Raw genomic sequence first — 21,328 nt, 5'->3', positions numbered from 1 at the left:
TTTCCATCGGTCTGGCCGGACACCTGGAGACACGGGTGCCGACCACAAACATCAGGAGACAAACATGACCGACCAAACTCAGCCCCCAGGGTGGACGCGCCGTCACGCCCTGATCAGTGCCGCCGCGACTGGTGCAGCCGCCGCTTGCCCGACTTTGTCTGCCGCGGCAGAGATCGACGTCATCAAAGTCACCTGGGTGAGTCCGCAAACCGGTCCACTGGCCCCGTTCGGCGTCAGTGACCGATACGTCAGCCAGGCATTGGCGCCGATGCTCTCGGCAGGCGTGCCGGCACCCGACGGCCGCCAGCGTCGCATCGAATTGACGCTGGTGGACGCAGCGTCTTCACCGCCACGCGCCGCACAACTCGCGCAGGAAGCGATTGCCGCTGGCGCTCACCTGGTGGTGGCCACGGCCACGCCGGAAATGTGCAATCCGGTGGCAGACGTGTGCGAAGCCGCCGCCATGCCATGCGTGACAGCCAACGCGCCCTGGCAGGCCTGGTACTACGGACGGGGTGCCACGCCCACCAAAGGATTCGACTGGACCTTCCACTTTTTCTGTGGCCTGGAGGATTTCGCGGACGTGTACTCCAGCTTGCTGGCCAAAGCTCGCCTGGGCAAGACCGTCGGCGGTTTGTACGGCAACGATCTGGATGCAGACGCCTTTCTGAAAGCTTTTCCGGGCGCATTCGACAAGAAGGGGCTGTCGCTGTCCGTGCCGTACCGCGTGGACCTGGCGCAACCAGACTGGTCTGCACTGGCACTGCAGTTCAAACGCGACGGCGTGCGCATGGTCACTGGCGTGCTGCCGCCGCCGGCGGCCATCGCCTTCTTTGACGCAGCGCGCAAGGTGGACTACCAGCCCGCCATGGCCTCCATCGCCAAGGCCTTTGTATTCCCGGAGACGGCAGCGCAAGTGCACCGCCCCGGCCTGACGCTGACCAACGAAGTGTGGTGGTCCCCTGCATGGCCGTTCCGCTCCACCCTTACCGGCCAGAAGGCCGAGCAGGTGGCACAGGAATACGAGGAGAAGACCGGCAAGCCATGGGTGCAGGCACTGGGCTTCTCCCACGCACTGGTAGACGTGGCGGCAGCCATTTTCCGGGAGACGCCATCGACTTCGCGCGAAGACGTTCGCCAAACCATCGAGCGCCTGAGGGTCCACACCGTGGTGGGGCCGGTGAACTGGCGCGACCGGCACCCCAACCGCAATGTCTGCACCACACCTGCCGTGGGTGGTCAATGGCAACGCAACGACAAGGGGCGCTGGATTCTGGAAGTGGTGGACAATTCACGCTACCTTATGATCCCGGTGACCTCGCCATTGCAAGTGGCCACCTGAACACTGCCATGCCAAAAAGTCGGCGCCTGTCCAGTTCACCCGGGATTGAGAAGACACCTCGGGTTCATTGCCTCAAGCGTTCGTGCGGCACACGTTCTTCTTCATCAGGCCAATCACACTCAGGCGCACATCGCTGAGCGGATAAGCCCGACACGCCAGCACGGTGCCGGCCTGCTCTTCTTCAGCAGTCACATGCGCGCGGCTCATGACGCGGGTGCGAAATTCACCCGACTCGATGTGCACCTTGCAAATGCCGCAGCCACCGTTGCGGCACCCCACGGGGACGCCCTTTTTGCCCAGGCGTTCCATGCCTTTGAGCAAATCGCGCTCATCTGCGCAAGGATAGGTTTCCCGGGTGTCTTCAATGGTGATGTTGTACGAGGGCATGCTTGTCTCCCACCGGCGTCTGATGCACCGTGCGGGCCATGTTCGTTGATAAAAAACACCCTGAAGGTCTAGGGACCGACAGGGTGGATAAGGAGACATGAAGTCAATTGCTGGAAGGCAATTGCAGCCGTCGCTGCGTCGGGAACAGGTTCAGACCGGTGCGACTTTGCAGCGCCCCCCACAAGCCGCGCTTGAAGGTCAACGTCACCACAATGGCCAGAGCGCCAAGGCCCAGCTGATACCAGGTGCCGTAGTCGACAAAGAACTTGTTGAGCAGCCAGAAGATCACGGAACCGAGCATGGGCCCTTCGATGCGGCCGATGCCACCAATGACCACAATGAAGATGGCAAACGCGGTCCAGTTGACACCAAAGGCGGCATCCGGGCTGATGCGGATGTTGCTGACAAAGTAGAGTGCCCCCGCCAGCGCGCAGCCCATCGCGGCCACCACATAGACCGCCAGCTTCATGCGGCCCACCGCAATGCCTTGGCTTTCGGCGGCCACTTCGTTGTCCCGGATGGCCTGCAAAGCCAAGCCTTCCTTGCTGCGAAGGAACAGGTAGACGCCACCGATGCACAGAACCACGCAGGCCAACGCCATCCAGTAGGTGGTGTTCTCGCGCGTCATGCGGCTGATGCCTCGAAGCGCCTGCAAGCTGGTGCCCGATCCGCCACCGATGGCCGAGACGTTGGCCACGCTGAGGCGAAACACTTCGGCAATCACCCAGGTACCCACTGCAAAGTAGCCGCCCTGCAAACGGAAGGCCACCCACGACACCGGCACAGCGGCCACCGCCACCACCAGCGCGGCCAGCACGATGGAGACAAAGGGGTTGATGCCCGCAAAGTCGGCCAGCACCAGCATGGCGTAGCCGCCCAGTCCAAAGAAGGCCTGCTGACCCACCGACACCATGCCGCCATAGCCGGCCAGCAGGTTCCACATCATCGCGAAGATGAAGTAGCAGGAGAATTCAACGAACTCGCGCTTCCATGCGGAAGAGCCCCACAGCGGCAAAGACGCCGCGAACACCAGCCACACCAGTGCCAGCACCAATGCAACCGTGCTGGCCCGTGAGCCACGAACAACCTTGAAATCCATTTGCTTTCAGCCTCGCGTCTTGGGAAAGAGACCCTGCGGACGCACCACGAGGACCAACAAAAACACCAGGTGACCCAGCCACAGGCCCCAGCCCGGATCCAGGCGGAAGCCGATCTGCTGCGTCACGCCCAGCACCATGGCGCCAACCAGCGTTCCCCAGAACGAACCCATGCCGCCGATGATCACGGCCTCGAAGGCGAACAAAAGCAACATGGGGCCATCCGTTGGCGCGACCGTGGTGCGCAATGACTGGAACCAGCCGGCGATGGCGATCAGCACGAAGGCAATGCCGGTGGCCAGCGCGTAGATGCGCTTGGCATGCAAGCCCATGATCTCGGAAATCTCCCGGTCATCCGACACTGCACGAAACGCACGGCCGAGCTTGGTGCTGGAGAACAGCCATTGCAAGAAACCGGTACACATCAGCGCCGCCACAAAAATCAGAACGGGCAGCACGCCAATGTACATGCCAGCCAACTCAAAGCTCTGGGTGTTGAGCCCGTCGGACGGTAGCGAGCGCGGGTCGGCCGAGAAGATTTCCTGCAAGCCGTTCTGGATGACGATGGACAAACCAAAGGTCACCACCAGTGATGGCAACGGATCTTTGCCCATGGTGGGATTGAGCACGCGGGCCTGCAACTGGTGACCAATGACAAAACTCACGGGCAACAGCGCCAACAAGGCGAGCATGAAGCCGCCACCGAACTGGGCGGCCAGCGCCACGCCGACAAATGCTGCCAGCACGATGAAATCGCCCTGTGCAATATTGGTCAGCCGCATGACCCCGAACATCACGGACAATCCTTGCGCGAACAGACAGTACAGACCGCCGAGCAAGATGCCCTGAACCAAAACTTCCATCATGTTCAGACACCAAAATAGGCTTCGCTGATCTGCTCGCGGGTCAGCGATTGGCTCGCTCCCTCCAGCGACACGCGGCCTTCCTGATAGCAATACACACGTTGCGAGACTTGCTGTGCAAGGCTCACATCCTGTTCGACCACGACCACGCTCATGCCATCACCGATGATGGATGGCAGCGCGTCGTAGATTTCCTTGATGACAATGGGGGCGAGGCCGAGCGAGAGCTCGTCGCACAGCAGCACGTCGGGGTTGCTCATCAGCGCGCGGCCAATGGCGACCATTTGCTGCTGGCCACCAGACAACGCACCCGAAGGCAGTGCCCGCTTTTCCTTGAGGATGGGGAACATGGCGAACAGGCGCTCCAGGTTCCAGCTGCCTTTGCGTCCGGCGAAAGCCCCCATCAACAGGTTTTCTTCCACGGTGAGGCTGGGGAACAGACGACGCCCTTCGGGCACCATGGCGATGCCTTTCTTGACAATCTCGCCCGGCGGGATGCCACCGATACCCTCCTTGGCATAGCGAATGGCATCGCGTTCAGCCTTGACCAATCCTGTGAGGCATTTGAGGAATGTGCTCTTGCCAGCACCATTGGCGCCGATGATGGCCACCACTTCGCCGCGACGCAGCTCGAAGTCGATACCGAACAAGGCTTGCGCGTCGCCATAAAAGGCTTGCAGGCCATGGGTCGTGAGGACGACTGGGTTGTTCATTGCAGTTGGCACATCGCCCGTCATGCTTCCATCCCCATGTAGACACGGCGAACGTCCTCGTCGTTCATCACTGCTTGCGGTTCACCTTCAGCAAGCTTGGAGCCGAAATTGATGACGAACAAGCGATCGGCAATCGAGAGGAGCGCATGCACCACGTGCTCGATCCAGACCATGGTCACGCCTTCGGCCTTGATGCGCTTGAGCTCATCGACCAGCTCGCGTGCTTCGTGCTCCGTGAGGCCACCCGCGATCTCGTCCAGCAGCAAAAGCTTGGGACGAGTCGACAAGGCACGCGCCAATTCAAGGCGTTTGCGATTGAGCAAGGTCAGGCCGCCGGCGGGCTGGTTGGCCTGATCGCTCAGGCCGGTCTTCTCCAGCACCTCGACGGCCGTGGCCCAGGCCTGCTTCTCGCTTTGGTCGCCGCCAAAGCAGGCTGCCGTCACCAGGTTCTCGAAAACACTCATGTGACCAAACGGCTGGGGCACCTGGTAGCTCCGCCCAATCCCCGCGCGGCAGCGCTGGTGGGGTTTGAGGTCACTGATGTCCTTCCCATCGAACTCGATGCGCCCCCCATCGGCGGCGACGTCGCCCGAGATCAGGTTGAACAGCGTGGTCTTGCCCGCACCGTTCGGCCCCAGAATCCCTAGCGTTTCACCTTCCCTGACTGACAGGCTGACATCGTTGGTGACGGTCACGGCGCCAAAGCGCTTGCTGACCGCCGCCAACTTCAGTAGCGGAGTAGCACTCACAACAAACCGCTTTCTTTCTTGTGCTGGATATTCCGTTCGACCGATCAGGCGTACTTGATCGGAAGCAGGTCGGCTTGCTTGGGAATCTCAGGCGCCAGCGTGTTGTCCACCACGACGAGTTCCAGACCCTTGCCACGCTTTTGCCATTGGCCGCAAACCAGCGGCGTCTTGGCCACGTTGGGCACAGGACCCTTCTTGAAGTTGACCTTGCCCACGGTGGTGGTCATATCGGTGGCGGCAATGGCGTCGCGAATCGCCTCCGGGCTGCGCTCGGCAGCGCGCTTGAGCACATCGAGTGCCACTTCGAACAAAGCCTGTTTGAAGCCCAGCGTGACCAGCCACTGACGACCCGTGGCCTTCATGTAGGCGTCGGCCAACTCCCTGGAGGTTTGGCCGGTCATAGTGGACTTGAACGGATGGCCTGGTGTCCACATGGCTTCGACCGTCAGGCCTTCAGCGCGATCGCCAAAGGCAGAAATGGCAGCAGGAAACTCGGTGGCCTTGGCCACGGTGACCATCTTGGGCTTGAAGCCTTGCTGGCCGGCCTGGTTCCAGAAATTGGCAAAGTCCGGTGGCGGCACCACCCCAGTGACAATGTCCACGCCTTGCGATTTGAATTCCGAGATAAAGGAAGAGAAGTCGTTGATGGGGGACTGGAAACGACCACGGTCCACGACCTTGAAGCCCTTCTTGGCCAGCACAGGCGGGAAGCCCAGCTTGGCATCGCCCCAGGCGTTGCCGTCTTCGTCGTTGGGCCACAGCGCGTCAACCACTTTGTTGGCACCGCTCTTGTCCCATACGCCGGTGAAGGCACCGATCACGTCCTCCAGACCCCAGAAGAAGTGGTAGGTCCACTCGAAGCCCTGCTTCGGATCACCCTTGCGGCCGAAGAAGTAGGGCTGCCAGGGTGCATCGTTGGTGATGCAAGGCACGCCGTTGAGTTCGCACTGGTCGGCCACCGGGTTGGTGGTGGCTGGCGTGGCGGAGGCGACCACCAGGTCCACCTCGTCGCGCAAGATCAGTTCTGCGGCGGCCGTACCGGCCTTGTTGGGGCTGGACTGTGAATCCTTATAGATGATCTCGACTGCATACTTCTTGCCGCCGACCATGATGCCGCCGGCAACCGCCTTGCGCACTTGCGCCAGCGTGAAGTCATCGGGTTCGGCAAAGGCGGCCAGTGGCCCGGTCTTGGGGCTCACGTAACCAATCTTGATGGTGCCGGCTGTTTGCGCACGGGCCAGGCTGGTGGCGCCGAGAGTGGCCACAGCCGCGGTGGCCGACGCTGATTTCAGCAGCGTGCGGCGGGAAATCTCACCTTGCATGTTTGTGTCTCCTAGAATCTTTGTCGTGCATGAAAGTGGATGCACTTGATGCCGGCAGAAATGATCACATGCAGGTAAAAGGGTGTCCAATATCGAATGGCTCTCTATTTATACCTGTGAGGTATTGTGGAACTCAGACATCTCCGCTACTTCGAAGTTCTGGCCAATACGCTGAACTTCACACGCGCCGCCGAGCAGCTGCACATCGCGCAGCCACCCCTGTCGCGGCAGATTCAACAGCTGGAAGACGAGCTGGGCGTAATGCTCATCGACCGGTCTTCACGCCCGCTGGCACTCACGCGTGCAGGCTCATTTTTCTTTGAGCAGTCCACCCAGGTATTGGCACGCATCGAAGAGATGTGCGAAGCCACACGACGCCTGGGCGCGGGCCGACGGCGATGGCTGGGGGTGGGCTTTGTACCGTCGATGCTGTACGGCGCCCTGCCCAAGGTGGTGCAAGCCTTCATGGCACAAAATCCCGACATCGATGTGGTGCTCAAGGAACTCACCTCGGTGCAACAGGCCGAAGCATTGCAGGCGGGCCGCATTGACGTGGGCTTTGGACGACTCGCTGTCAACGCCGATGGCCTGCTCAACACCATGATTTTTGAAGAGACCATGGTGGCTGCTCTGCCAGCGAGCAGTCCGCTCGCCCGCTACAAGTCACTCTCGCTCAAACAGCTTTCAGAGACGACCATCATCCTGTACCCGGCCACACCGCGTCCCAGCTTTGCAGACCAGGTGGCCACGCAGTTCCGCGCCCATGGCTTCCCCATACTCCACAGCTATGAAACCAACGGACTGCAAACGGCCATCGGTCTGGTCGCCGCAGGTATGGGTGCATCGGTGGTGCCGCAATCGGTGCAGCGCCTCACGCGCGACGACATCACCTATCGCCCCATCAGCAACCTGGGCGTGGTCTCGCCCGTGCTGATGACGACGCGCGTGGGCGATACCTCTCAGGATCTGAGCACGCTCTGTGCTGCAGTGGTCAAGGCATGCCGCGCCAGTGCCAATGCCACCGCCTCACCGTCTTCAGCTGGAAAGAAGACAAAGGCGCCGGCAGGAGCGAAGAGCAACGGCAAGGCTGAAACCAGACGCAAGCCCCGGCGCTGAACTGCGCTCCGAGTGTGCAGTGAAACCAGGCAGCGCCGTTATGCCGGCTTGACCTGGTCAGCAGGCACGGGTGCGTTCCGACGGCGCGTGAGCAGTCGCATGGTCAAGGGAACCACCAGCATGATGATCGCCGCCACCCAAAGGCCGATGGCGATCGGACTTTCGATCAGGATGGCCGGATCTCCGTTACTGATCGACAGTGCCCTGCGCAGGTTCTGCTCCATCATGTCGCCGAGCACAAAGCCCAGGATCAATGGCGCCATGGGGATGCCTTGCTGGCGCAGGAGGTAGGCAGCAAAGCCCAGGCCCGTCATCAGCATCAGATCGAACGTGGTGGCATGCACGGCATACACCCCGACACTGCTCACCGCCACAATGCCCGGCACCAACAGCCAGTTGGGCACACTCAACACCTTGGTGAACACGCCGACCAGGGGAATGTTCAGGGCAACCAGAATGACATTGGCCAGAAACAGTGATGCGATCAGTCCCCACACCAGGCCTGGCTGTTGACTGAACAGTGCTGGCCCCGGGGTGATGTTGTACAGGGAGAGCGCCCCCACCATGACAGCCGTGGTACCCGAGCCGGGAACGCCCAGCGTGAGCATGGGCACAAACGATCCCGTGGCCGATGCGTTGTTGGCGGCTTCGGGCGCTGCGACACCCCGGATGTCGCCCTTGCCAAAGGTGCCTTCGGTGTCTGTCAGCCTGCGCTCCATGGAGTAGGTCATGGCACTGGCGATGGTGGCACCTGCGCCGGGCAGGACGCCGACCACAAAGCCCACCACACTGGAACGAACCGTCCCCCACCAGGTGTGGGTCAGTTCCTTCAGGTTGAACAGCATGCGCCCGGTCTGCGTGATGGGCCCTGTGTTCTTGTGTTGCTCCTGCAGCATGAGCAGCAGCTCGCTGATGGAGAACACACCAATGACCACCACCACGAACTGGATGCCATCGGAGAGGTGCACGTCACCACCGGTGAACCGGTAGACCCCGGAGTTGGAATCCAGGCCGATGCAGGACATGGACAAACCGATGATGGCTGCCAGGCCCGCCTTGACGGGCGCCTCTCCCATGAGCCCAGCGATGCAGGCGAAGGCAAAACACATGAGCGCGAAGTACTCGGCCGGGCCGAAGGACAGCGCCCAGCTCGCCAGCCAGGGCGCGAACAGCACAATGCCTGCCGTGGCGATCAGCGACCCGACGAACGAGCTCCAGGCAGAGATGGACAAGGCGACCCCGCCAAGACCATTGCGGGCCATGGGGTTGCCGTCAATGGCCGTCATGATCGCTCCCGCATCGCCCGGCACGTTGAGCAGAATCGAAGAAATGCGTCCGCCGTACTCGCAGCCGATGTAGACCGCAGCGAGCAGGATGAGCGAAGTCTCTGCCGGCAAGCGCATGGCAAAGGCCAGCGGCATGAGAATCGCAACGCCATTGATGGGGCCAAGCCCAGGCAACAGGCCCACAACCGTTCCCACAAAACAGCCAAAGGCGGCAATGAGCAGATTGGTGGGCGTGAGCGCGACAGCGAATCCGTCGATCAGGTGTTGAAGGACTTCCATGTCAGCCTCCTCCCAACAGGGTGGCCAGTGGACCGGCGGGAAGCACCACATCCAGCAGCTTGTCGAACAAGAGATAGAGCACGCCACCCAGGGCTGCACCACCGATCAGTGACTGCTTCCAGCTGCCGCCGAAGGCCATGCCCACGGGCAAGGCCATCATGGCAGTGGCCAGCGGAAAGCCCAGCCACTGGAACAGCATGGCGTAGCCGAGCACGGCCGCAGCGCACAGGACTGTGGCCCTCCAGGGAACAGACTGAAAGGCCTGGGCGCCGGCGCTGGGTCTCAGCACCAGCCAGAGACCCGAGAGGCCAAGGCCGCAGGCCAGCAGCAGCGGGAATGCCCGGGGGCCAACCGGTTCGTAGGATATGGCAGCGGCATAGTCTTGCGCGGCCCACGCCATGGCGGCGGACGCGACAACACACACCGCGCCGAGGACGCGGTCACTCATGGTGATGAAACTCCTGGGAGAGAAGCAGTGCTTACTTGGCCGGCACCACGTTCAGGCCAAACTCTTCGGCCAGCTTGCGATACTCGCCCACCTGCTTCTTGACGTAGGCATCCAGTGGTGCGCCGGTCATGGCCAGAGGGAACAGCCCACGGTCGCTTCGCAATTTGTCGTAGGCAGGGGTTGCCATCATCTTGGCGAAGGTGTCTGCCCACACCTTGTAGTCGGCGTCGCTGACCTTGGGACCCACATAAAAGCCACGGATAATGGCCCACTGCACGTCAAAGCCTTGCTCGACAGCCGTTGGAACATCGGCCATGTCGCCCGGCAGGCGCTTGTCGTTCATCACAGCCAGGATACGCACCTTGGCGCCAGCCTTGATCTGCTGCATGGCTTCGGCCGCATCGCCGCTGTACACGTGGATATGGCCACCTTGCAAGGCTGTCAACGCTTCGCCGCCGCCTTCGAAGGCAACGTATCGCATGGTCTTGGGATTGACGCCGCCAGCGCGGGCCACGAGTGCGGCCTTCATCCAGTCCTGGCTGCCCACGGTGCCACCTGCGCCGAGCACCACCTTGGTGGGATCGGCCTTCATGGCGGCCAGCACATCATTGAGGGACTTGTACGGCGAACTGTCAGCAACGACCACCGCGCCGTAGTCTGCGCCGATGGCAGCGAGCCAGCGCACATCGTTTTCCGAGTAACGCCCGAACTTGCCTTGCGCCAGATTCAACAGGGAGCCGCCGGAGAAGGCCACGATGGCGTGGGCATCGTCGGGTCGCTGGGCAATGACCGTGTTGTAGGCCACTGCGCCGATACCACCGGGCATGTAGGTCACGCGCATCGGGTTGTCGATGTACTTGCCGTCTTGCAGCGCACTTTGTGCCAGTTTGCAGGTGAGGTCAAAACCGCCACCGGGCTTGGCCGGTGCAATGCACTCGGTCTTTTCCAGCGGATTGGCCGCCACACTGGTGACGGCCACCATGGCGGTGGCCGATACGGCGGCGGCGATGAACTTGGCAGCAATGCTCATGAAAGTGTCTCCTCGTGGGTGTGTTTGTCTTTCGCCCGAAACGGTGCGACGAGGGCACTGTAGGGAATCGGTACTTTCAATGGGCTTTCAGAAAAACGGCCAAAAGATACGGGTTAACCCGAGACCGCTGTGGGAAGCTACCGAGCTGGCAGATGCAACACCACCGCCAGACCTCGCCCCGCCACACCGGCGCTCACCCGCATTTGCCCTCCGTGGCGTTCGGCCACGGTACGCACGATCGCCAGGCCCAGCCCGGAGCCCGGCACCGCGTTTGACCGCCCTCTGAAAAACCGCTCACCAGCCCGGGGCAGCTCGTCGGCCGGCAAGCCCGGTCCGTCATCTGTCACGCTGATGACCACGCTGGCGTCCGGCTCGGCACGCACCATCAATGTCACATGGCAGCCGGCACCACCATGTCGAATGGCGTTGTGCAGCAAGTTGGACAACGCCTCTGCGAGCAGGCCCGCGTCACCTCTGACGGGCAATGGCTGACCGGGAACATCCAGCCCCAGATCCACACCATGCTCACGCGCCGTCCTCCACCACTTGCGCATCAGTGATTCAGCCAGATCGACAGCATCAAACTCCTGGTGTTGTGGCGGCGCGCTGTCAGCTCGGGCCAGCGACAGCATCTGGTTGGTCTGACGGATGGTTTCGTCCAGCTGCTCCCTGATGGTGTCCAGCGTTTCACGCACGGCTCCAGGGTCGGTCTCCCGCTGGGCATAGGACACCTGGGTGGCCAGCGTGGTCAGTGGGGTGCGCAACTGGTGCGAGGCGTCGTCGATGAAGCGGCGACGCGCTTCGGTCTGTTCACGGTGGCGGGCCACATGGTGATTGATGGCCTGCACCAGCGGCTGCACTTCGGCTGGCGCGCCCGCATCGTTCATTGGCGTCAGGTCTTGTGGATCACGCGCTGCGACTTCCTCACGCAGCCGATCCAATGGCCTCATCGCCCAGGTGATCGCCAGCGCGAGTGACCCCGTGGCCGCCAGCATCAGCAGCACATCGCGCGCCAGAGATTGCAGCACAAGGGCACGACGAAACTCGTTGCGCACCTCCATGGTTTCCGCCACCTGTATCACCACGCGTTGCGTACCAGACTGACCTGCCAGAGGCGGGCTCAACTCTCTGGCATAGCTGCCCACGCGCACCGCCTGGCCAAAGTACTCGGCCTCATGAAACTGCGGAACGCCGGTCACCAGCTTGCGCTTCGGTGCAGGCAGGTCGGTGCTGCCAATCTCCACCAGGCCGTCCTCAGTGGCCACCCGGTAGAACACCTGCCCTTGCGCCGTCAGTTCGAAAAACTCCAGCATGCGATAAGGCAACTCGACGCCAAGCCCGCCACTGGCGGTGGAAATACTGGAGTCGATGGACTTGACAGCTCCCAGCAACGAACGGTCATAGGCAGCATCAGCGGCGTCTGTGGCGGTACGCCAGCTCAGCCACAGTTCACTGGCCGTTACGGCGACCAGTCCCGGCAGGAGCAGAACCAGCAGAAACCGGCGGATGCTGGCCCGGGCCCAGGCGCCTGCCGTCATGGCAAGGCTTCGAGCTGGTAGCCCAGCCCCCGCAAAGTGGCGATGCGAACCGGCGAGCCATCCAGGCGTTTGCGCAAACGGTGGATCAGCACTTCAATGGCTTCCGGATTCACGTCCTGCTCGTCCGAAAACACGCGATCGAGCAACTCCCGCTTGGACAGTGGCTCGCCCGGGTGCTGAATCAGCGCGCGCAGCACCGCTTGCTCGCGGGGTGTGAGCACAAGCGCTTCGTGTCTGAGGCGAAACTGTCTGGATGCGCTGTCGTACACCAGGGGTCCGCACGCAAAACGCGGGTGGTCCTGGCCGCGCGAACGGCGAATCAGGGCAATCAACCTCGCCTCCAGCTCGGCCATGTCGAAAGGCTTGGCCAGAAAATCATCTGCCCCGCCGTGCAGGCAACTCACGCGCTCCATCAGGGAATCGCGCGCGGTGAGGATGAGGACAGGCAGCCGTTCGTCCGCTTCTCTGAGATCTGTCAGCACATCCTGCCCACTCAAACCCGGCAGCCCCAGATCCAGAATGAGCGCGTCGTATCGGGTGGATTTGAGGCTGCGACGCACCATCCGGCCATCGTTCACCCAGTCGACCTGAAAGTCGGACTTGCCCAGGGCCTTGACCAGCCATGTGCCCAGTTCGGTTTCATCTTCGGCGAGCAGGATGCGCAAGTGACCAGTCTCCATAGGGCGCGGACGGGGTGCCTGGCGCAAGTCGTTCACATGGCTGGACGACGCCTTGTCTCTCTCACGCCCAGGCTCGATCGCTTGCAACTGTACATCAGGACCCAGACCTTCCGGACAGGGACCGGCGCTCAGTACCCGCCAGAAGCGCGAGGTGCGGCAGCGGCATCTTCCGCCGTCTGGACAAACTGCTGGCGCAACGCCGTTGCAGCCTTGACGAGCATGGTGGTGTCCACGCCCACCGCCACGAAGAGCGCACCGGCATCCAGGTATTCGCGCGCCAGCTTGGGGTCGGCCGCCAGAATGCCCGGCGCCTTGCCCGCCGCACGCACCGTGGCAATGCCATCCAATATGGCTTTCTTGACCTCGGGATGGCTGGGTTGCCCCCGGTATCCCATGCTGGCCGACAAGTCTGCAGGTCCAAAGAAAACGCCGTCAACACCATCGACCTCGGCAATGGCCTTGAGGTTGCCCATGGCTTCGACGGTTTCGGCCTGCACCAGCAGGCACATCTCGTTGTTGGCCTGGTTGAGATAGTCGTCCACCTGGTTCCAGCGCGACGCACGTGCCAGCGCGGAGCCCATGCCGCGAATGCCTTCGGGCGGGTAGCGCATGGCTTGCACCATGAGCGCAGCCTGCTCGGGCGTATCCACCATCGGAACCAGCAATGTCTGCGCGCCGATGTCGAGGTAGCGTTTCACCAGCGCGACATTGGCCTCGACGATGCGCACCACGGGGTGGGTGGCGTAAGGTGCCACGGCACGCAACTGTTCCAGCGTCACATTCAGATCATTGGGTGCGTGCTCGCCATCGATCAGCAGCCAGTGATAGCCGCAGCCAGCCATGGCTTCGGCCACGTTGGCACTGGCAAAACCCAACCAGTAGCCGATCTGCGCTTCGCCGTTGCGCATGGCATTGCGAAAGACATTGGGAGCGATTTTCATGGTTCAGAGAAGCGTGAATGAAGTGGAATGGCGAGGACTTCGCGAGTGATCAATCAGTGTACGCCCTGCATCAAGACATCATGCCTGTGGCTGCGGCTGTGGATAGAGGCCGCGTTCCTGCGCCATCAAACGTGTCAGGCCCATGAGTGCGTCCATGGATGGGGTGGGCACACCCAGACGTTGACCGATTTCGCGCACGGAAGCCACCAGTGCATCGAGTTCGATGGAGCGCCCTGCTTCCACGTCTTGCAACATGGAGGTTTTGAAAGAGCCGAGCTTGCGCGTCAGGGCATGGCGCTCTTCCGGGTCTTGGTCAATGGGCAGACCAATGCGCGCGCCGATGGCCTGGGCTTCGCGCATCACTGCACTGCAAAAGCCGCGCACCAGCTCGTCGTCCAGAATGCGGTCGCACGGGGCTCCGGTGATGGCAGAGACAGGGTTCATGGTCATGTTGCCCCAGAGCTTGAACCAGATGTCGCGCTGGATGCGGTCTGATACCTTGACGTCAAAACCCGAGGCGCTGAGCAACTCCGCCACGGCGCTCACACGATCAGACGCCCCTCCCGCAGGTTCGCCAATGATGAGCTGGTTGTTCTTGACGCGAGCCACATGACCAGGCGCTGGCGCCTGCGCACTGGCGTGCACGACGCAGCCGAGCACCTGGCTGGCCGGAATGGCGGCTGCCGTGCGACTGCCCGGATCAACGGCATCGAGCAGCCAGCCGTCGGCTTCGCCCCCGAGCCCTTGAAAGAACCACCACGGCACGCCGTTCATCGCCACCAGCACCACCGTATGCGGGCCCATCAGCTGACGCACTTGCGCGGCCACGCCTGGCATGGCCTGGCCTTTGACTGAGACGATGACGAGGTCTTGCTGCCCCAAAACCGCTGCATCGTCCGATGCGTTCACCGGCGCACTGTGGTCTTGCCCTGCGTCGTCGGTCCAGACAATGCCCCGGGACTTGATGGCGTCCAGCGTTTGTCCTCTGGCCAAGGCCGACAGCGCAATCTGTCCTGCGGGCAATCGTGTGCCCATCCATGCGCCAAACAATCCACCGATGGCGCCCACGCCAACAATGGCGACGCGTTGCAGCCCAGGCGCAGCGGAGCAAGAGGATGAGGAAGGGATGGTCATGCGCGGTACCCCGGGTCGATGCGGTCAATGAGTCGTTGCAAGGCGGCGAAGGAATCTTCACCCGCGCCGAACTTGGGGTTGAAGTTGAGCGAGTCGCGCACACAGCTCTCCAGCACTGGCACGGAAATCTGCCGCAAGGCGCCCAGAGCTGAGGACGCCAGCTGGATCTCACAGGCACGCTGCACCAGCCACATGAGATTGAACGCATGGGCCAGCGATTGCCCGATGACCACCGGGCCATGGTTGCGCAAGAGCAGCACTCGCTTGTCGCCGGCAGAGGCCAGAATGCGATCGCGCTCTTCGGGGTGGACTGTGATGCCTTCAAAGTCGTGATAGGCCACCTGGTTCCACAACTGCGCCGCATAGAAATTGGTATAGCTCAACCCCTCTTCGCTGCAACACACGGCCATGGTGGGCGTGGTGTGTACATGCATCACGCAATGCGCATCCGGCAAGGCCGCATGGATACCGCCGTGGAAAGTGATGCCCGCCGGGTTGATGGGCCAGTCGTCGTTGCCAATGATGTTGCCATCGGCATCGACCTTCACCAGATTCGACGCTGTGACCTCGGTGTAGTGCAAGCCAAAGGGGTTGATGAGGAAGTGACACTCACCAGGTTTTTCTGTCGGCACCCGCAGCGAGATATGGTTGTAGATCAGCTCTTCCCAGCCCAGGTGCGCGAAGATGCGGTAGCAGGCCGCGAGTTGCACACGGGCTTGCCATTCTTCATCGCTGAAGCGGGCGGGTTTGAGAAATGCGTCTGCCATGGTTCTGTCTCCTGTCGTTTCTTCGGGCTACCGTCCAGGGTTGACTGGAACGCCCCCACCAAATCATTCGCCATTGGACCTGCGAGGGCCAAAAGCACTCAACCCAAACACACCGATGATCCGGCTTCGCCGGTCCAAGGTGTGCCCCCCTTCCGGGGGGAAGCCGCAAAGCGGCGCAGGGGGTCAGCTCTCTACACGAAGCGGAACTGCAACACCCCCAACGGCCCGTAATCGGCTTCAAACACATCGCCCTGCGCTGCCGCCACCGGGCGGGTGAACGAACCGGCCAGCACCACTTCGCCAGCAGACAGGGATTCACCCCAGGGGGCCAGCTTGTTGGCCAGCCATGCGATGCCGATGGCGGGGTCACCTTGCACGCCTGCAGCCAGACCCGTCTCTTCCACCACATCGTTCTGTCGCAGAATGGCGCCGCACCAGGGTCGATCCAGCACATCGGGCGAGACCTTCTCTCCACCCAGCACGATGGCGGCATTGGCCGCGTTGTCGCTGATGGTGTCGAACACCTTGCGCATGGCCTTGGTGTCGCGGTCAAATTGCTCGATGCGCGAATCGATGATTTCAATGGCGGGCGTGATGTACGAGGTGGCGTCGATCACTTGCTCCACAGTGACATGAGGGCCGCGCAGCGGCTTCTTGAGCACGAACGCCAACTCCACCTCGACGCGCGGCTTGATGAAGCGCTCCATGGGAATGTCCAGCACCTGCCCCGGCTGACAGGCATAGAACATGTCGTCGAGCAAGGTGCCGTAGTCGGGCTCGTCGATCTGGCTGGAGATCTGCATGGCGCGTGAGGTCAGTCCGATTTTGTGGCCGATGATCTTGCGGCCATTGGCTACCTGCAGTGCGACCCACGCCCGACCCACGCGGTAGCCGTCTTCGATGGTCATCTCGGGAAAGCGCTTGGAGAAGTGCTCTACCTGCGTGCGGGTGATTTGCGCCTGCTGCAGCTCGGCGGCCAGTTGTTCAATGAGTGCGTTGTCCAGCATGGGTCACTTGGGTAAGGGAAAACCGTTTCGGGATAGCCCGGGGCCTCAGTCGCGATGAAACAGCGGGTGCAGGGAGCTGTTCTTGGCATCGAAGACTTCCGCGCCTTCATCGATCTGCAAGGTCACGCCAATCGGCCGGCGCTCAAACTGCTCGGCAAAATGCGCCTTCACACAGGCTTCCAGCGCGCGACCTGCCTGCTCATGCACCCAGGCGCTTCGCCCTCGCGCCATGCGCAGATTCATGTACACAAAGGCATAGTCGCCGCCCTTGCCCACTGCCAGGCCGGCTGCGCCACCGTCCGAAATGGCCCAGTGTGCTGCGGGGTAGGCCAGCACGCGTGTGCCGCCCGGCGGGAAGACCAGCATGCCGTCTTCGTCGCGCTGGGCCAGCATGGTGTCGGCCAGCGAGCGGCACAGCGCGCCCATGTCGGTGCCGCCTTCTTGTGCCGGCTTGTCCAGGTTGCCAGAGTAGAGAATGACCAGATGAGGCATGGCGGATTCCTCGTTGTCTATGCGAGTGCGTGGGTCAAAGGCGTGTGCTGACGGCGGTGTAGCCATCTGCCGACGAAGCTTGCGCCTTCGGAATGGCATTGCCCGTCACCGGCGTGACCGGGAACAACGCATTCATCTGGCCCGTGCCGGACGCACCAAAGTACGGCGTGATGATCTCGGCCTGGCCCTGGTACTCGCTCCAGCCCAACACGCCCAGCATCATGGCGGTGTCGTGCATGAAGCCTTCGCCATGGCCCTTGCTGGCGTACTCGGGCAGCATCTCGCAGAAAGCCTTCCACTCACCTGCCAGCCACATCCGGATGACTTCCTGATCCAGGTGCTCCAGGAACGGGCTCCAGATCTTGAAGGCGTACTCGGGCGCCAGACCGTTTTGGGCAAAGCGATGGCTGAGCGAACCACTGGCGAGGAACGCCACATTGCCGTCGTAGTGGTCCTCCACTGCGCGCCGCATGGCCCAGCCCAGGCGCGCACTGTCGTTCAGGTAGTGCGAGGTGCACAGGGCAGAGACCGAGATCGCCTTGAAATGCTCGTCCTCATTCATGTAGCGCATGGGCACCAGCGTGCCGTACTCAGGCGCCAGCGTGGTGGCGTCGTGCGCCAGCGTTTCCACCCCGAACTCGTTCGCCACCTTGGCCAGCAATTTCCCCAGCTCAGGGTTGCCCGGAATGGCGTAGCCCATGTTGCTGATGAAGTGCGGCAGCTCGTTGCTGGTGTACGTGCCAGACCAATGCCTGGCGCAGTTGATGTGGTAGTTCGCGTTGACCAGCCAATGCGTGTCAAACACCACGATGGTGTCCACGTTCAACTCGCGACAACGCTGGGCAATGATCTTGTGCCCGTCAATCGCATCCTTGCGTGTGCCCTTGCGCGGTCCGTCCAGCTCGCTCAGGTACATCGAAGGCACGTGGGTGATCTTTCCCACCAGTGCAACCTTGCCCATATCAGTCTCCTTTATTCATCGACCAGCTCATGCCCAAGCCAACAACCGGCGAACACGCCAACTGCTATCGCACGCCAACCCGCCAATCCGAGGGCACGGCAGATCCGGGTTTCCCGGTCCGCACGTGCCGCCCCCTTGAGGGGGTGACGCCGCAGGCGGCGCGGGGGTGTCACCATTTCGGGATGTGGTGTGAACCCATCGACACCGCCACGTTCTTGGGCTCCAGAAACACTTCGTAGCTCCAGGTGCCGCCCTCACGGCCAGTGCCCGATGCCTTGGTGCCGCCAAAGGGCTGGCGCAGGTCGCGCACGTTCTGGCTGTTCACAAAACACATGCCGGCTTCGATCGAAGCGGCCACGCGATGCGCCTTGCCCAGGTTCTCCGTCCACACGTAGCTCGACAAGCCGTACTGGATGTCATTGGCCAGTTCGATGGCGTGCGCTTCGTCCTTGAACGGAATCAGGCAGGCCACCGGGCCAAAGATCTCTTCCTGTGCAATGCGCATGCGGTTGTCCACGTCAGCGAAGACGGTGGGCCAGACGTAGTTGCCATTCTTCACACGGTCGGGCAGCTCTGCGGCGTAGGACGGGCGATCAATGCCGCCGCAAACCATGGTGGCGCCTTCCTTGGGGCCGAGCTCGATGTAGCTGCGGACCTTGGCCAGGTGGTTCTGGCTGACCATGGGGCCGATGATGGTTTTTTCATTCTGGGGGTCACCCACGGCGATGCCTCGGGCGCGCTCGGCGAACTTCTCGACGAAGTCGGCGTAAATGCTTTGCTGCACCAGGATACGGCTGCCTGCTGTGCAACGCTCGCCGTTGTTGGAGAAGATCATGAACACGGCGGCATCCAGTGCTCGGTCCAGATCGGCGTCGTCAAAGATCACAAACGGGCTCTTGCCGCCGAGCTCCATGCTGAACTTCTTCAGTCCAGCGCTTTGCACGATGCGGTTGCCGGTGGCGGTGGAGCCGGTGAAGGAGATGGCGCGCACGTCCGGGTGGGCACACAGCGGCTCGCCCGCTTCCTTGCCGTAGCCGTGCACGATGTTGAGCACGCCCGCGGGGATGCCGGCCTCCAGTGCCAGCTCACCCAGACGCGCCGCCGTCATGGGCGAGAGCTCGCTCATCTTGAGCACGGCCGTGTTGCCAAAGGCCAGGCAGGGCGCCACCTTCCAGGTCGCGGTCATGAAGGGCACATTCCATGGGCTGATGAGCGCACACACACCCACCGGATGGAACAGCGTGTAGTTCAGATGCGTGGGCGTGGGATAGGTGTGGCCATCCACGCGGGTGCACATCTCGGCAAAGTAGTAGAAGTTGTCGGCCGCGCGAGGCACCAGCGCCTTGCCGGTCTGGCCGATCACCTGCCCGGTGTCATCGGTCTCGGTGCGCGCGATTTCTGGCACGTGCTTGGCGATCAGGTCGCCCAGGGCACGGATTTTCTTTGCACGTTCAGGTGCGGCCAAGCCGGCCCATTTCGGAAACGCGTCCTTGGCAGCCGCCACGGCAGCGTTCACCTCCGCTTCGCCGCCGGAGGCGACTTCAGCCAGCACGCCCTGGGTGGCGGGGTTGGTGGTTTCGAAGTAGGTGTTGCCAGCCACGGTCTGGCCGTTGATGAGGTGGTCGATGCGTTGGGTCATGTCAGTCAATGTCCGGGAAGAATCTGTGATCTGTGTTCACTGCGCGGGGGAGACGATGAAGTTCACCAGGCGGCCGATACCTTCGATTTCCGTCACCACCTCAGAGCCGGCGGGGCAATCCACCACGCCATCGGGCGTGCCGGTGAGGATCAGGTCGCCCGGTTGCAAGGTCATGAAGGCGCTGAAATATTCGATGAGCGTGGGCACATCGAAGATCAGGGCGGCGGTCGTGCCCTCTTGCGTGACCTTGCCGTCTACCGTGGTGCGCAAGCGCAAATTTCCAGGGCCGCCGAGTTGTTCGTGGACGTGAGCCGCATCCACCAACCAGGGGCCGATGGGCGTGCAGGTGTCGCGGTTCTTCACACGCAGGTTCGGGCGGTACCAGTTTTCCAGGTAGTCACGAATCGCGTAGTCGTTGGCCACGGTGTAGCCGCCCACATAGTCCAGTGCGTCAGCCTTGGACACGCGCCGGGCCTTGCGGCCAATCACCACGGCGAGCTCGCATTCGTAGTGCATGTTCTTCACACCAGCGGGGCGCACGGTGGTGGCACGGTGGCCAATCAGCGACGCCTCGCCTTTGACAAAAGCCAGTGGCTCGGTTGGCGCCTTGAATGCCAGTTCCTTGGCGTGGTCGGCGTAGTTCAGGCCGAGCGCGAGGACGGTCCGCGGCCGGTGTGCCGGCATGGGCGCCAGCGGCGGCAACCAGACCACCTCTGCCATGGGTACCCGGGTGCCGCGCAAGGCAGGCGTGAGCAGTTCGAGCTGGTCAGGGGCATCAGCGACTTCAATGGCGTCATGAACGGCGCCGGCCCAGGCAATGCGTGCGCGCTTCATGCCGTCACCTCCTCTTCAGCCACAAAGTGGGTCACCACAGGCTTGAAGCCTGCCGCGCTCACCTCCACGGTGTCGCCCACTTTGGCGCGAGGGCGCGAGCCATCCGCCAGGCAATCGCTGCCCAGCAGCAGCACATCGCCGCGCTGCAGCGTCATGAATTCGGCCACGTCAGCGAGCAAGACACTGGCTTCACGCACCATGTCGCCGAGTTGGACCGTCTGGCGAAGGACGCCATCGACGCGCACTTCCAACAGGTGTTTCTGCAAACCTTCCAGCCCACCCACAGCGGCCAGCGCGATGGCATCTCGACCAACACCCAGGAAGCCGTCGCGGCAACGGAACTTCACCGGTGGGCGGAAATAGCTCTCGTGCGGAACGGCCAAGTCGCTGAACAGCGCGCAGGCCACCGGCCCTTGGCCGGGCTCGCCCATGATCAGGCCCACGGCGGCCCCCACTTCCACTTCTGGCACGTCGGCCGCCAGCGGCACATCGTGCCCGCTGGGCGTGAAGGTGTTCGCCGTTTTCACGTAGAGGACCGGCGCCTTGGGTGGTGCCTTGTAGGGGTCTTGGTTCATGCGGTCTGCCCACAGGGCCGTTTCCCGCTGGAAGTTGAGCAACACGCCGTACACGGTGCCTTCAGGCAGGTAGTGCGGCAACCAGGTCATCGTCATGATCGGTGTCTCCGAAAAAATCTTGTTGGCCA

General features: G+C 62.3%; 22 protein-coding genes. 2 read left to right on the top strand and 20 right to left on the bottom strand.

Annotated elements, in window-relative coordinates; genetic code table 11:
* The first annotated feature begins 64 nt into the window (after positions 1–64).
* Positions 65–1,342 (top strand): ABC transporter substrate-binding protein, encoded by a 1,278-nt coding sequence (locus tag ABWV89_RS12955; RefSeq protein WP_353397313.1) that lies wholly within the window; start codon positions 65–67, stop codon positions 1,340–1,342.
* Between the two features lie 72 nt (positions 1,343–1,414).
* Here the strand turns inward: ABWV89_RS12955 and ABWV89_RS12950 are convergent, their stop codons facing one another.
* The 6 genes from ABWV89_RS12950 to ABWV89_RS12925 all read right to left on the bottom strand — a co-directional run bounded on the left by ABWV89_RS12950 (position 1,415) and on the right by ABWV89_RS12925 (position 6,473).
* Positions 1,415–1,729 carry a 2Fe-2S iron-sulfur cluster-binding protein gene (locus ABWV89_RS12950; protein WP_353397311.1) on the bottom strand — a complete coding sequence of 105 codons (315 nt, stop codon included), beginning with the start codon at positions 1,727–1,729 and terminating at the stop codon, positions 1,415–1,417.
* A gap of 103 nt (positions 1,730–1,832) precedes the next feature.
* Positions 1,833–2,828: a branched-chain amino acid ABC transporter permease gene (locus tag ABWV89_RS12945; RefSeq protein WP_353397309.1), complete on the bottom strand. Its 996-nt coding sequence runs from the start codon at positions 2,826–2,828 to the stop codon at positions 1,833–1,835.
* 6 nt (positions 2,829–2,834) lie between these two features.
* Positions 2,835–3,692: a branched-chain amino acid ABC transporter permease gene (locus ABWV89_RS12940; RefSeq protein ID WP_353397307.1), complete on the bottom strand. Its 858-nt coding sequence runs from the start codon at positions 3,690–3,692 to the stop codon at positions 2,835–2,837.
* Between the two features lie 2 nt (positions 3,693–3,694).
* On the bottom strand, positions 3,695–4,402 hold the full coding sequence (locus ABWV89_RS12935) for an ABC transporter ATP-binding protein (protein ID WP_353397305.1): 708 nt from the start codon (positions 4,400–4,402) through the stop codon (positions 3,695–3,697).
* 20 nt (positions 4,403–4,422) lie between these two features.
* Complete coding sequence (locus ABWV89_RS12930) at positions 4,423–5,151, bottom strand: ABC transporter ATP-binding protein (RefSeq protein ID WP_353397303.1); 729 nt, start codon at positions 5,149–5,151, stop codon at positions 4,423–4,425.
* Positions 5,152–5,195: 44 nt separating this feature from the next.
* Positions 5,196–6,473 carry an ABC transporter substrate-binding protein gene (locus ABWV89_RS12925; protein WP_353397301.1) on the bottom strand — a complete coding sequence of 426 codons (1,278 nt, stop codon included), beginning with the start codon at positions 6,471–6,473 and terminating at the stop codon, positions 5,196–5,198.
* Positions 6,474–6,599: 126 nt separating this feature from the next.
* On the opposite strand from ABWV89_RS12925, the gene ABWV89_RS12920 reads away from it, so the two are divergent.
* Positions 6,600–7,589, top strand: coding sequence for a LysR family transcriptional regulator (locus tag ABWV89_RS12920; protein ID WP_353397299.1), 990 nt, complete (start codon positions 6,600–6,602; stop codon positions 7,587–7,589).
* Between the two features lie 38 nt (positions 7,590–7,627).
* On the opposite strand, the gene ABWV89_RS12915 is transcribed toward ABWV89_RS12920, so the two are convergent.
* From ABWV89_RS12915 to ABWV89_RS12850, 14 genes are all read right to left on the bottom strand, one after another.
* Entirely contained in the window at positions 7,628–9,154 is a 1,527-nt protein-coding gene (locus tag ABWV89_RS12915; RefSeq protein ID WP_353397298.1) for a tripartite tricarboxylate transporter permease, read from the bottom strand.
* 1 nt (position 9,155) lies between these two features.
* A complete protein-coding gene (locus tag ABWV89_RS12910; protein ID WP_353397296.1) occupies positions 9,156–9,602 on the bottom strand; it encodes a tripartite tricarboxylate transporter TctB family protein in 447 nt (148 codons plus the stop codon).
* Positions 9,603–9,633: 31 nt separating this feature from the next.
* Positions 9,634–10,584 carry a Bug family tripartite tricarboxylate transporter substrate binding protein gene (locus ABWV89_RS12905; protein WP_353397541.1) on the bottom strand — a complete coding sequence of 317 codons (951 nt, stop codon included), beginning with the start codon at positions 10,582–10,584 and terminating at the stop codon, positions 9,634–9,636.
* 185 nt (positions 10,585–10,769) lie between these two features.
* A complete protein-coding gene (locus ABWV89_RS12900; RefSeq protein ID WP_353397294.1) occupies positions 10,770–12,170 on the bottom strand; it encodes a sensor histidine kinase in 1,401 nt (466 codons plus the stop codon).
* Positions 12,167–12,835: a response regulator gene (locus tag ABWV89_RS12895; RefSeq protein ID WP_353397292.1), complete on the bottom strand. Its 669-nt coding sequence runs from the start codon at positions 12,833–12,835 to the stop codon at positions 12,167–12,169. The genes ABWV89_RS12900 and ABWV89_RS12895 overlap by 4 nt, the downstream gene beginning before the upstream one ends.
* Before the next feature lie 143 nt (positions 12,836–12,978).
* Entirely contained in the window at positions 12,979–13,791 is an 813-nt protein-coding gene (gene hpaI, locus ABWV89_RS12890; protein ID WP_353397290.1) for a 4-hydroxy-2-oxoheptanedioate aldolase, read from the bottom strand.
* Positions 13,792–13,869: 78 nt separating this feature from the next.
* Entirely contained in the window at positions 13,870–14,883 is a 1,014-nt protein-coding gene (locus tag ABWV89_RS12885) for a 2-dehydropantoate 2-reductase (RefSeq protein ID WP_353397538.1), read from the bottom strand.
* 38 nt (positions 14,884–14,921) lie between these two features.
* Positions 14,922–15,692, bottom strand: coding sequence for a class II aldolase/adducin family protein (locus tag ABWV89_RS12880; protein ID WP_353397288.1), 771 nt, complete (start codon positions 15,690–15,692; stop codon positions 14,922–14,924).
* A 191-nt stretch (positions 15,693–15,883) separates the two neighbouring features.
* Entirely contained in the window at positions 15,884–16,699 is an 816-nt protein-coding gene (hpaH, locus tag ABWV89_RS12875) for a 2-oxo-hept-4-ene-1,7-dioate hydratase (RefSeq protein ID WP_353397286.1), read from the bottom strand.
* A gap of 45 nt (positions 16,700–16,744) precedes the next feature.
* The gene (locus tag ABWV89_RS12870) at positions 16,745–17,191 is read right to left on the bottom strand and encodes a 5-carboxymethyl-2-hydroxymuconate isomerase (RefSeq protein ID WP_353397284.1); all 447 of its coding nucleotides are present in this window, start codon (positions 17,189–17,191) and stop codon (positions 16,745–16,747) included.
* A gap of 34 nt (positions 17,192–17,225) precedes the next feature.
* Entirely contained in the window at positions 17,226–18,152 is a 927-nt protein-coding gene (gene hpaD, locus ABWV89_RS12865) for a 3,4-dihydroxyphenylacetate 2,3-dioxygenase (protein ID WP_353397282.1), read from the bottom strand.
* 169 nt (positions 18,153–18,321) lie between these two features.
* Positions 18,322–19,791: a 5-carboxymethyl-2-hydroxymuconate semialdehyde dehydrogenase gene (hpaE, locus tag ABWV89_RS12860; RefSeq protein WP_353397280.1), complete on the bottom strand. Its 1,470-nt coding sequence runs from the start codon at positions 19,789–19,791 to the stop codon at positions 18,322–18,324.
* Between the two features lie 36 nt (positions 19,792–19,827).
* Positions 19,828–20,625, bottom strand: coding sequence for a fumarylacetoacetate hydrolase family protein (locus ABWV89_RS12855; protein ID WP_353397278.1), 798 nt, complete (start codon positions 20,623–20,625; stop codon positions 19,828–19,830).
* Positions 20,622–21,296 carry a fumarylacetoacetate hydrolase family protein gene (locus ABWV89_RS12850; RefSeq protein ID WP_353397276.1) on the bottom strand — a complete coding sequence of 225 codons (675 nt, stop codon included), beginning with the start codon at positions 21,294–21,296 and terminating at the stop codon, positions 20,622–20,624. The genes ABWV89_RS12855 and ABWV89_RS12850 overlap by 4 nt, the downstream gene beginning before the upstream one ends.
* Positions 21,297–21,328: the final 32 nt, after the last annotated feature.

Source organism: Hydrogenophaga sp. 5NK40-0174, from assembly GCF_040372165.1.
Lineage (GTDB): Bacteria > Pseudomonadota > Gammaproteobacteria > Burkholderiales > Burkholderiaceae_C > Hydrogenophaga.
Note: the sequence above shows the minus strand (reverse complement) of the source record. Positions and strands in the feature narration are given on the sequence as shown.

Excerpts from the sequence above, each read along its gene's own strand:
- ABWV89_RS12870 (WP_353397284.1), bottom strand. The coding sequence starts at position 17,191 with ATGCCTCATCTGGTCATTCTCTACTCTGGCAACCTGGACAAGCCGGCA.
- ABWV89_RS12945 (WP_353397309.1), bottom strand. The coding sequence starts at position 2,828 with ATGGATTTCAAGGTTGTTCGTGGCTCACGGGCCAGCACGGTTGCATTG.
- ABWV89_RS12940 (WP_353397307.1), bottom strand. The coding sequence starts at position 3,692 with ATGATGGAAGTTTTGGTTCAGGGCATCTTGCTCGGCGGTCTGTACTGT.
- ABWV89_RS12950 (WP_353397311.1), bottom strand. The coding sequence starts at position 1,729 with ATGCCCTCGTACAACATCACCATTGAAGACACCCGGGAAACCTATCCT.
- ABWV89_RS12850 (WP_353397276.1), bottom strand. The coding sequence starts at position 21,296 with ATGACGATGACCTGGTTGCCGCACTACCTGCCTGAAGGCACCGTGTAC.
- ABWV89_RS12915 (WP_353397298.1), bottom strand. The coding sequence starts at position 9,154 with ATGGAAGTCCTTCAACACCTGATCGACGGATTCGCTGTCGCGCTCACG.
- ABWV89_RS12855 (WP_353397278.1), bottom strand. The coding sequence starts at position 20,625 with ATGAAGCGCGCACGCATTGCCTGGGCCGGCGCCGTTCATGACGCCATT.
- ABWV89_RS12935 (WP_353397305.1), bottom strand. The coding sequence starts at position 4,402 with ATGAACAACCCAGTCGTCCTCACGACCCATGGCCTGCAAGCCTTTTAT.
- ABWV89_RS12900 (WP_353397294.1), bottom strand. The coding sequence starts at position 12,170 with ATGACGGCAGGCGCCTGGGCCCGGGCCAGCATCCGCCGGTTTCTGCTG.
- ABWV89_RS12925 (WP_353397301.1), bottom strand. The coding sequence starts at position 6,473 with ATGCAAGGTGAGATTTCCCGCCGCACGCTGCTGAAATCAGCGTCGGCC.
- hpaD (WP_353397282.1), bottom strand. The coding sequence starts at position 18,152 with ATGGGCAAGGTTGCACTGGTGGGAAAGATCACCCACGTGCCTTCGATG.
- ABWV89_RS12905 (WP_353397541.1), bottom strand. The coding sequence starts at position 10,584 with ATGGTGGCCGTCACCAGTGTGGCGGCCAATCCGCTGGAAAAGACCGAG.
- hpaE (WP_353397280.1), bottom strand. The coding sequence starts at position 19,791 with ATGACCCAACGCATCGACCACCTCATCAACGGCCAGACCGTGGCTGGC.
- ABWV89_RS12955 (WP_353397313.1), top strand. The coding sequence starts at position 65 with ATGACCGACCAAACTCAGCCCCCAGGGTGGACGCGCCGTCACGCCCTG.
- hpaH (WP_353397286.1), bottom strand. The coding sequence starts at position 16,699 with ATGCTGGACAACGCACTCATTGAACAACTGGCCGCCGAGCTGCAGCAG.
- hpaI (WP_353397290.1), bottom strand. The coding sequence starts at position 13,791 with ATGAAAATCGCTCCCAATGTCTTTCGCAATGCCATGCGCAACGGCGAA.
- ABWV89_RS12880 (WP_353397288.1), bottom strand. The coding sequence starts at position 15,692 with ATGGCAGACGCATTTCTCAAACCCGCCCGCTTCAGCGATGAAGAATGG.
- ABWV89_RS12910 (WP_353397296.1), bottom strand. The coding sequence starts at position 9,602 with ATGAGTGACCGCGTCCTCGGCGCGGTGTGTGTTGTCGCGTCCGCCGCC.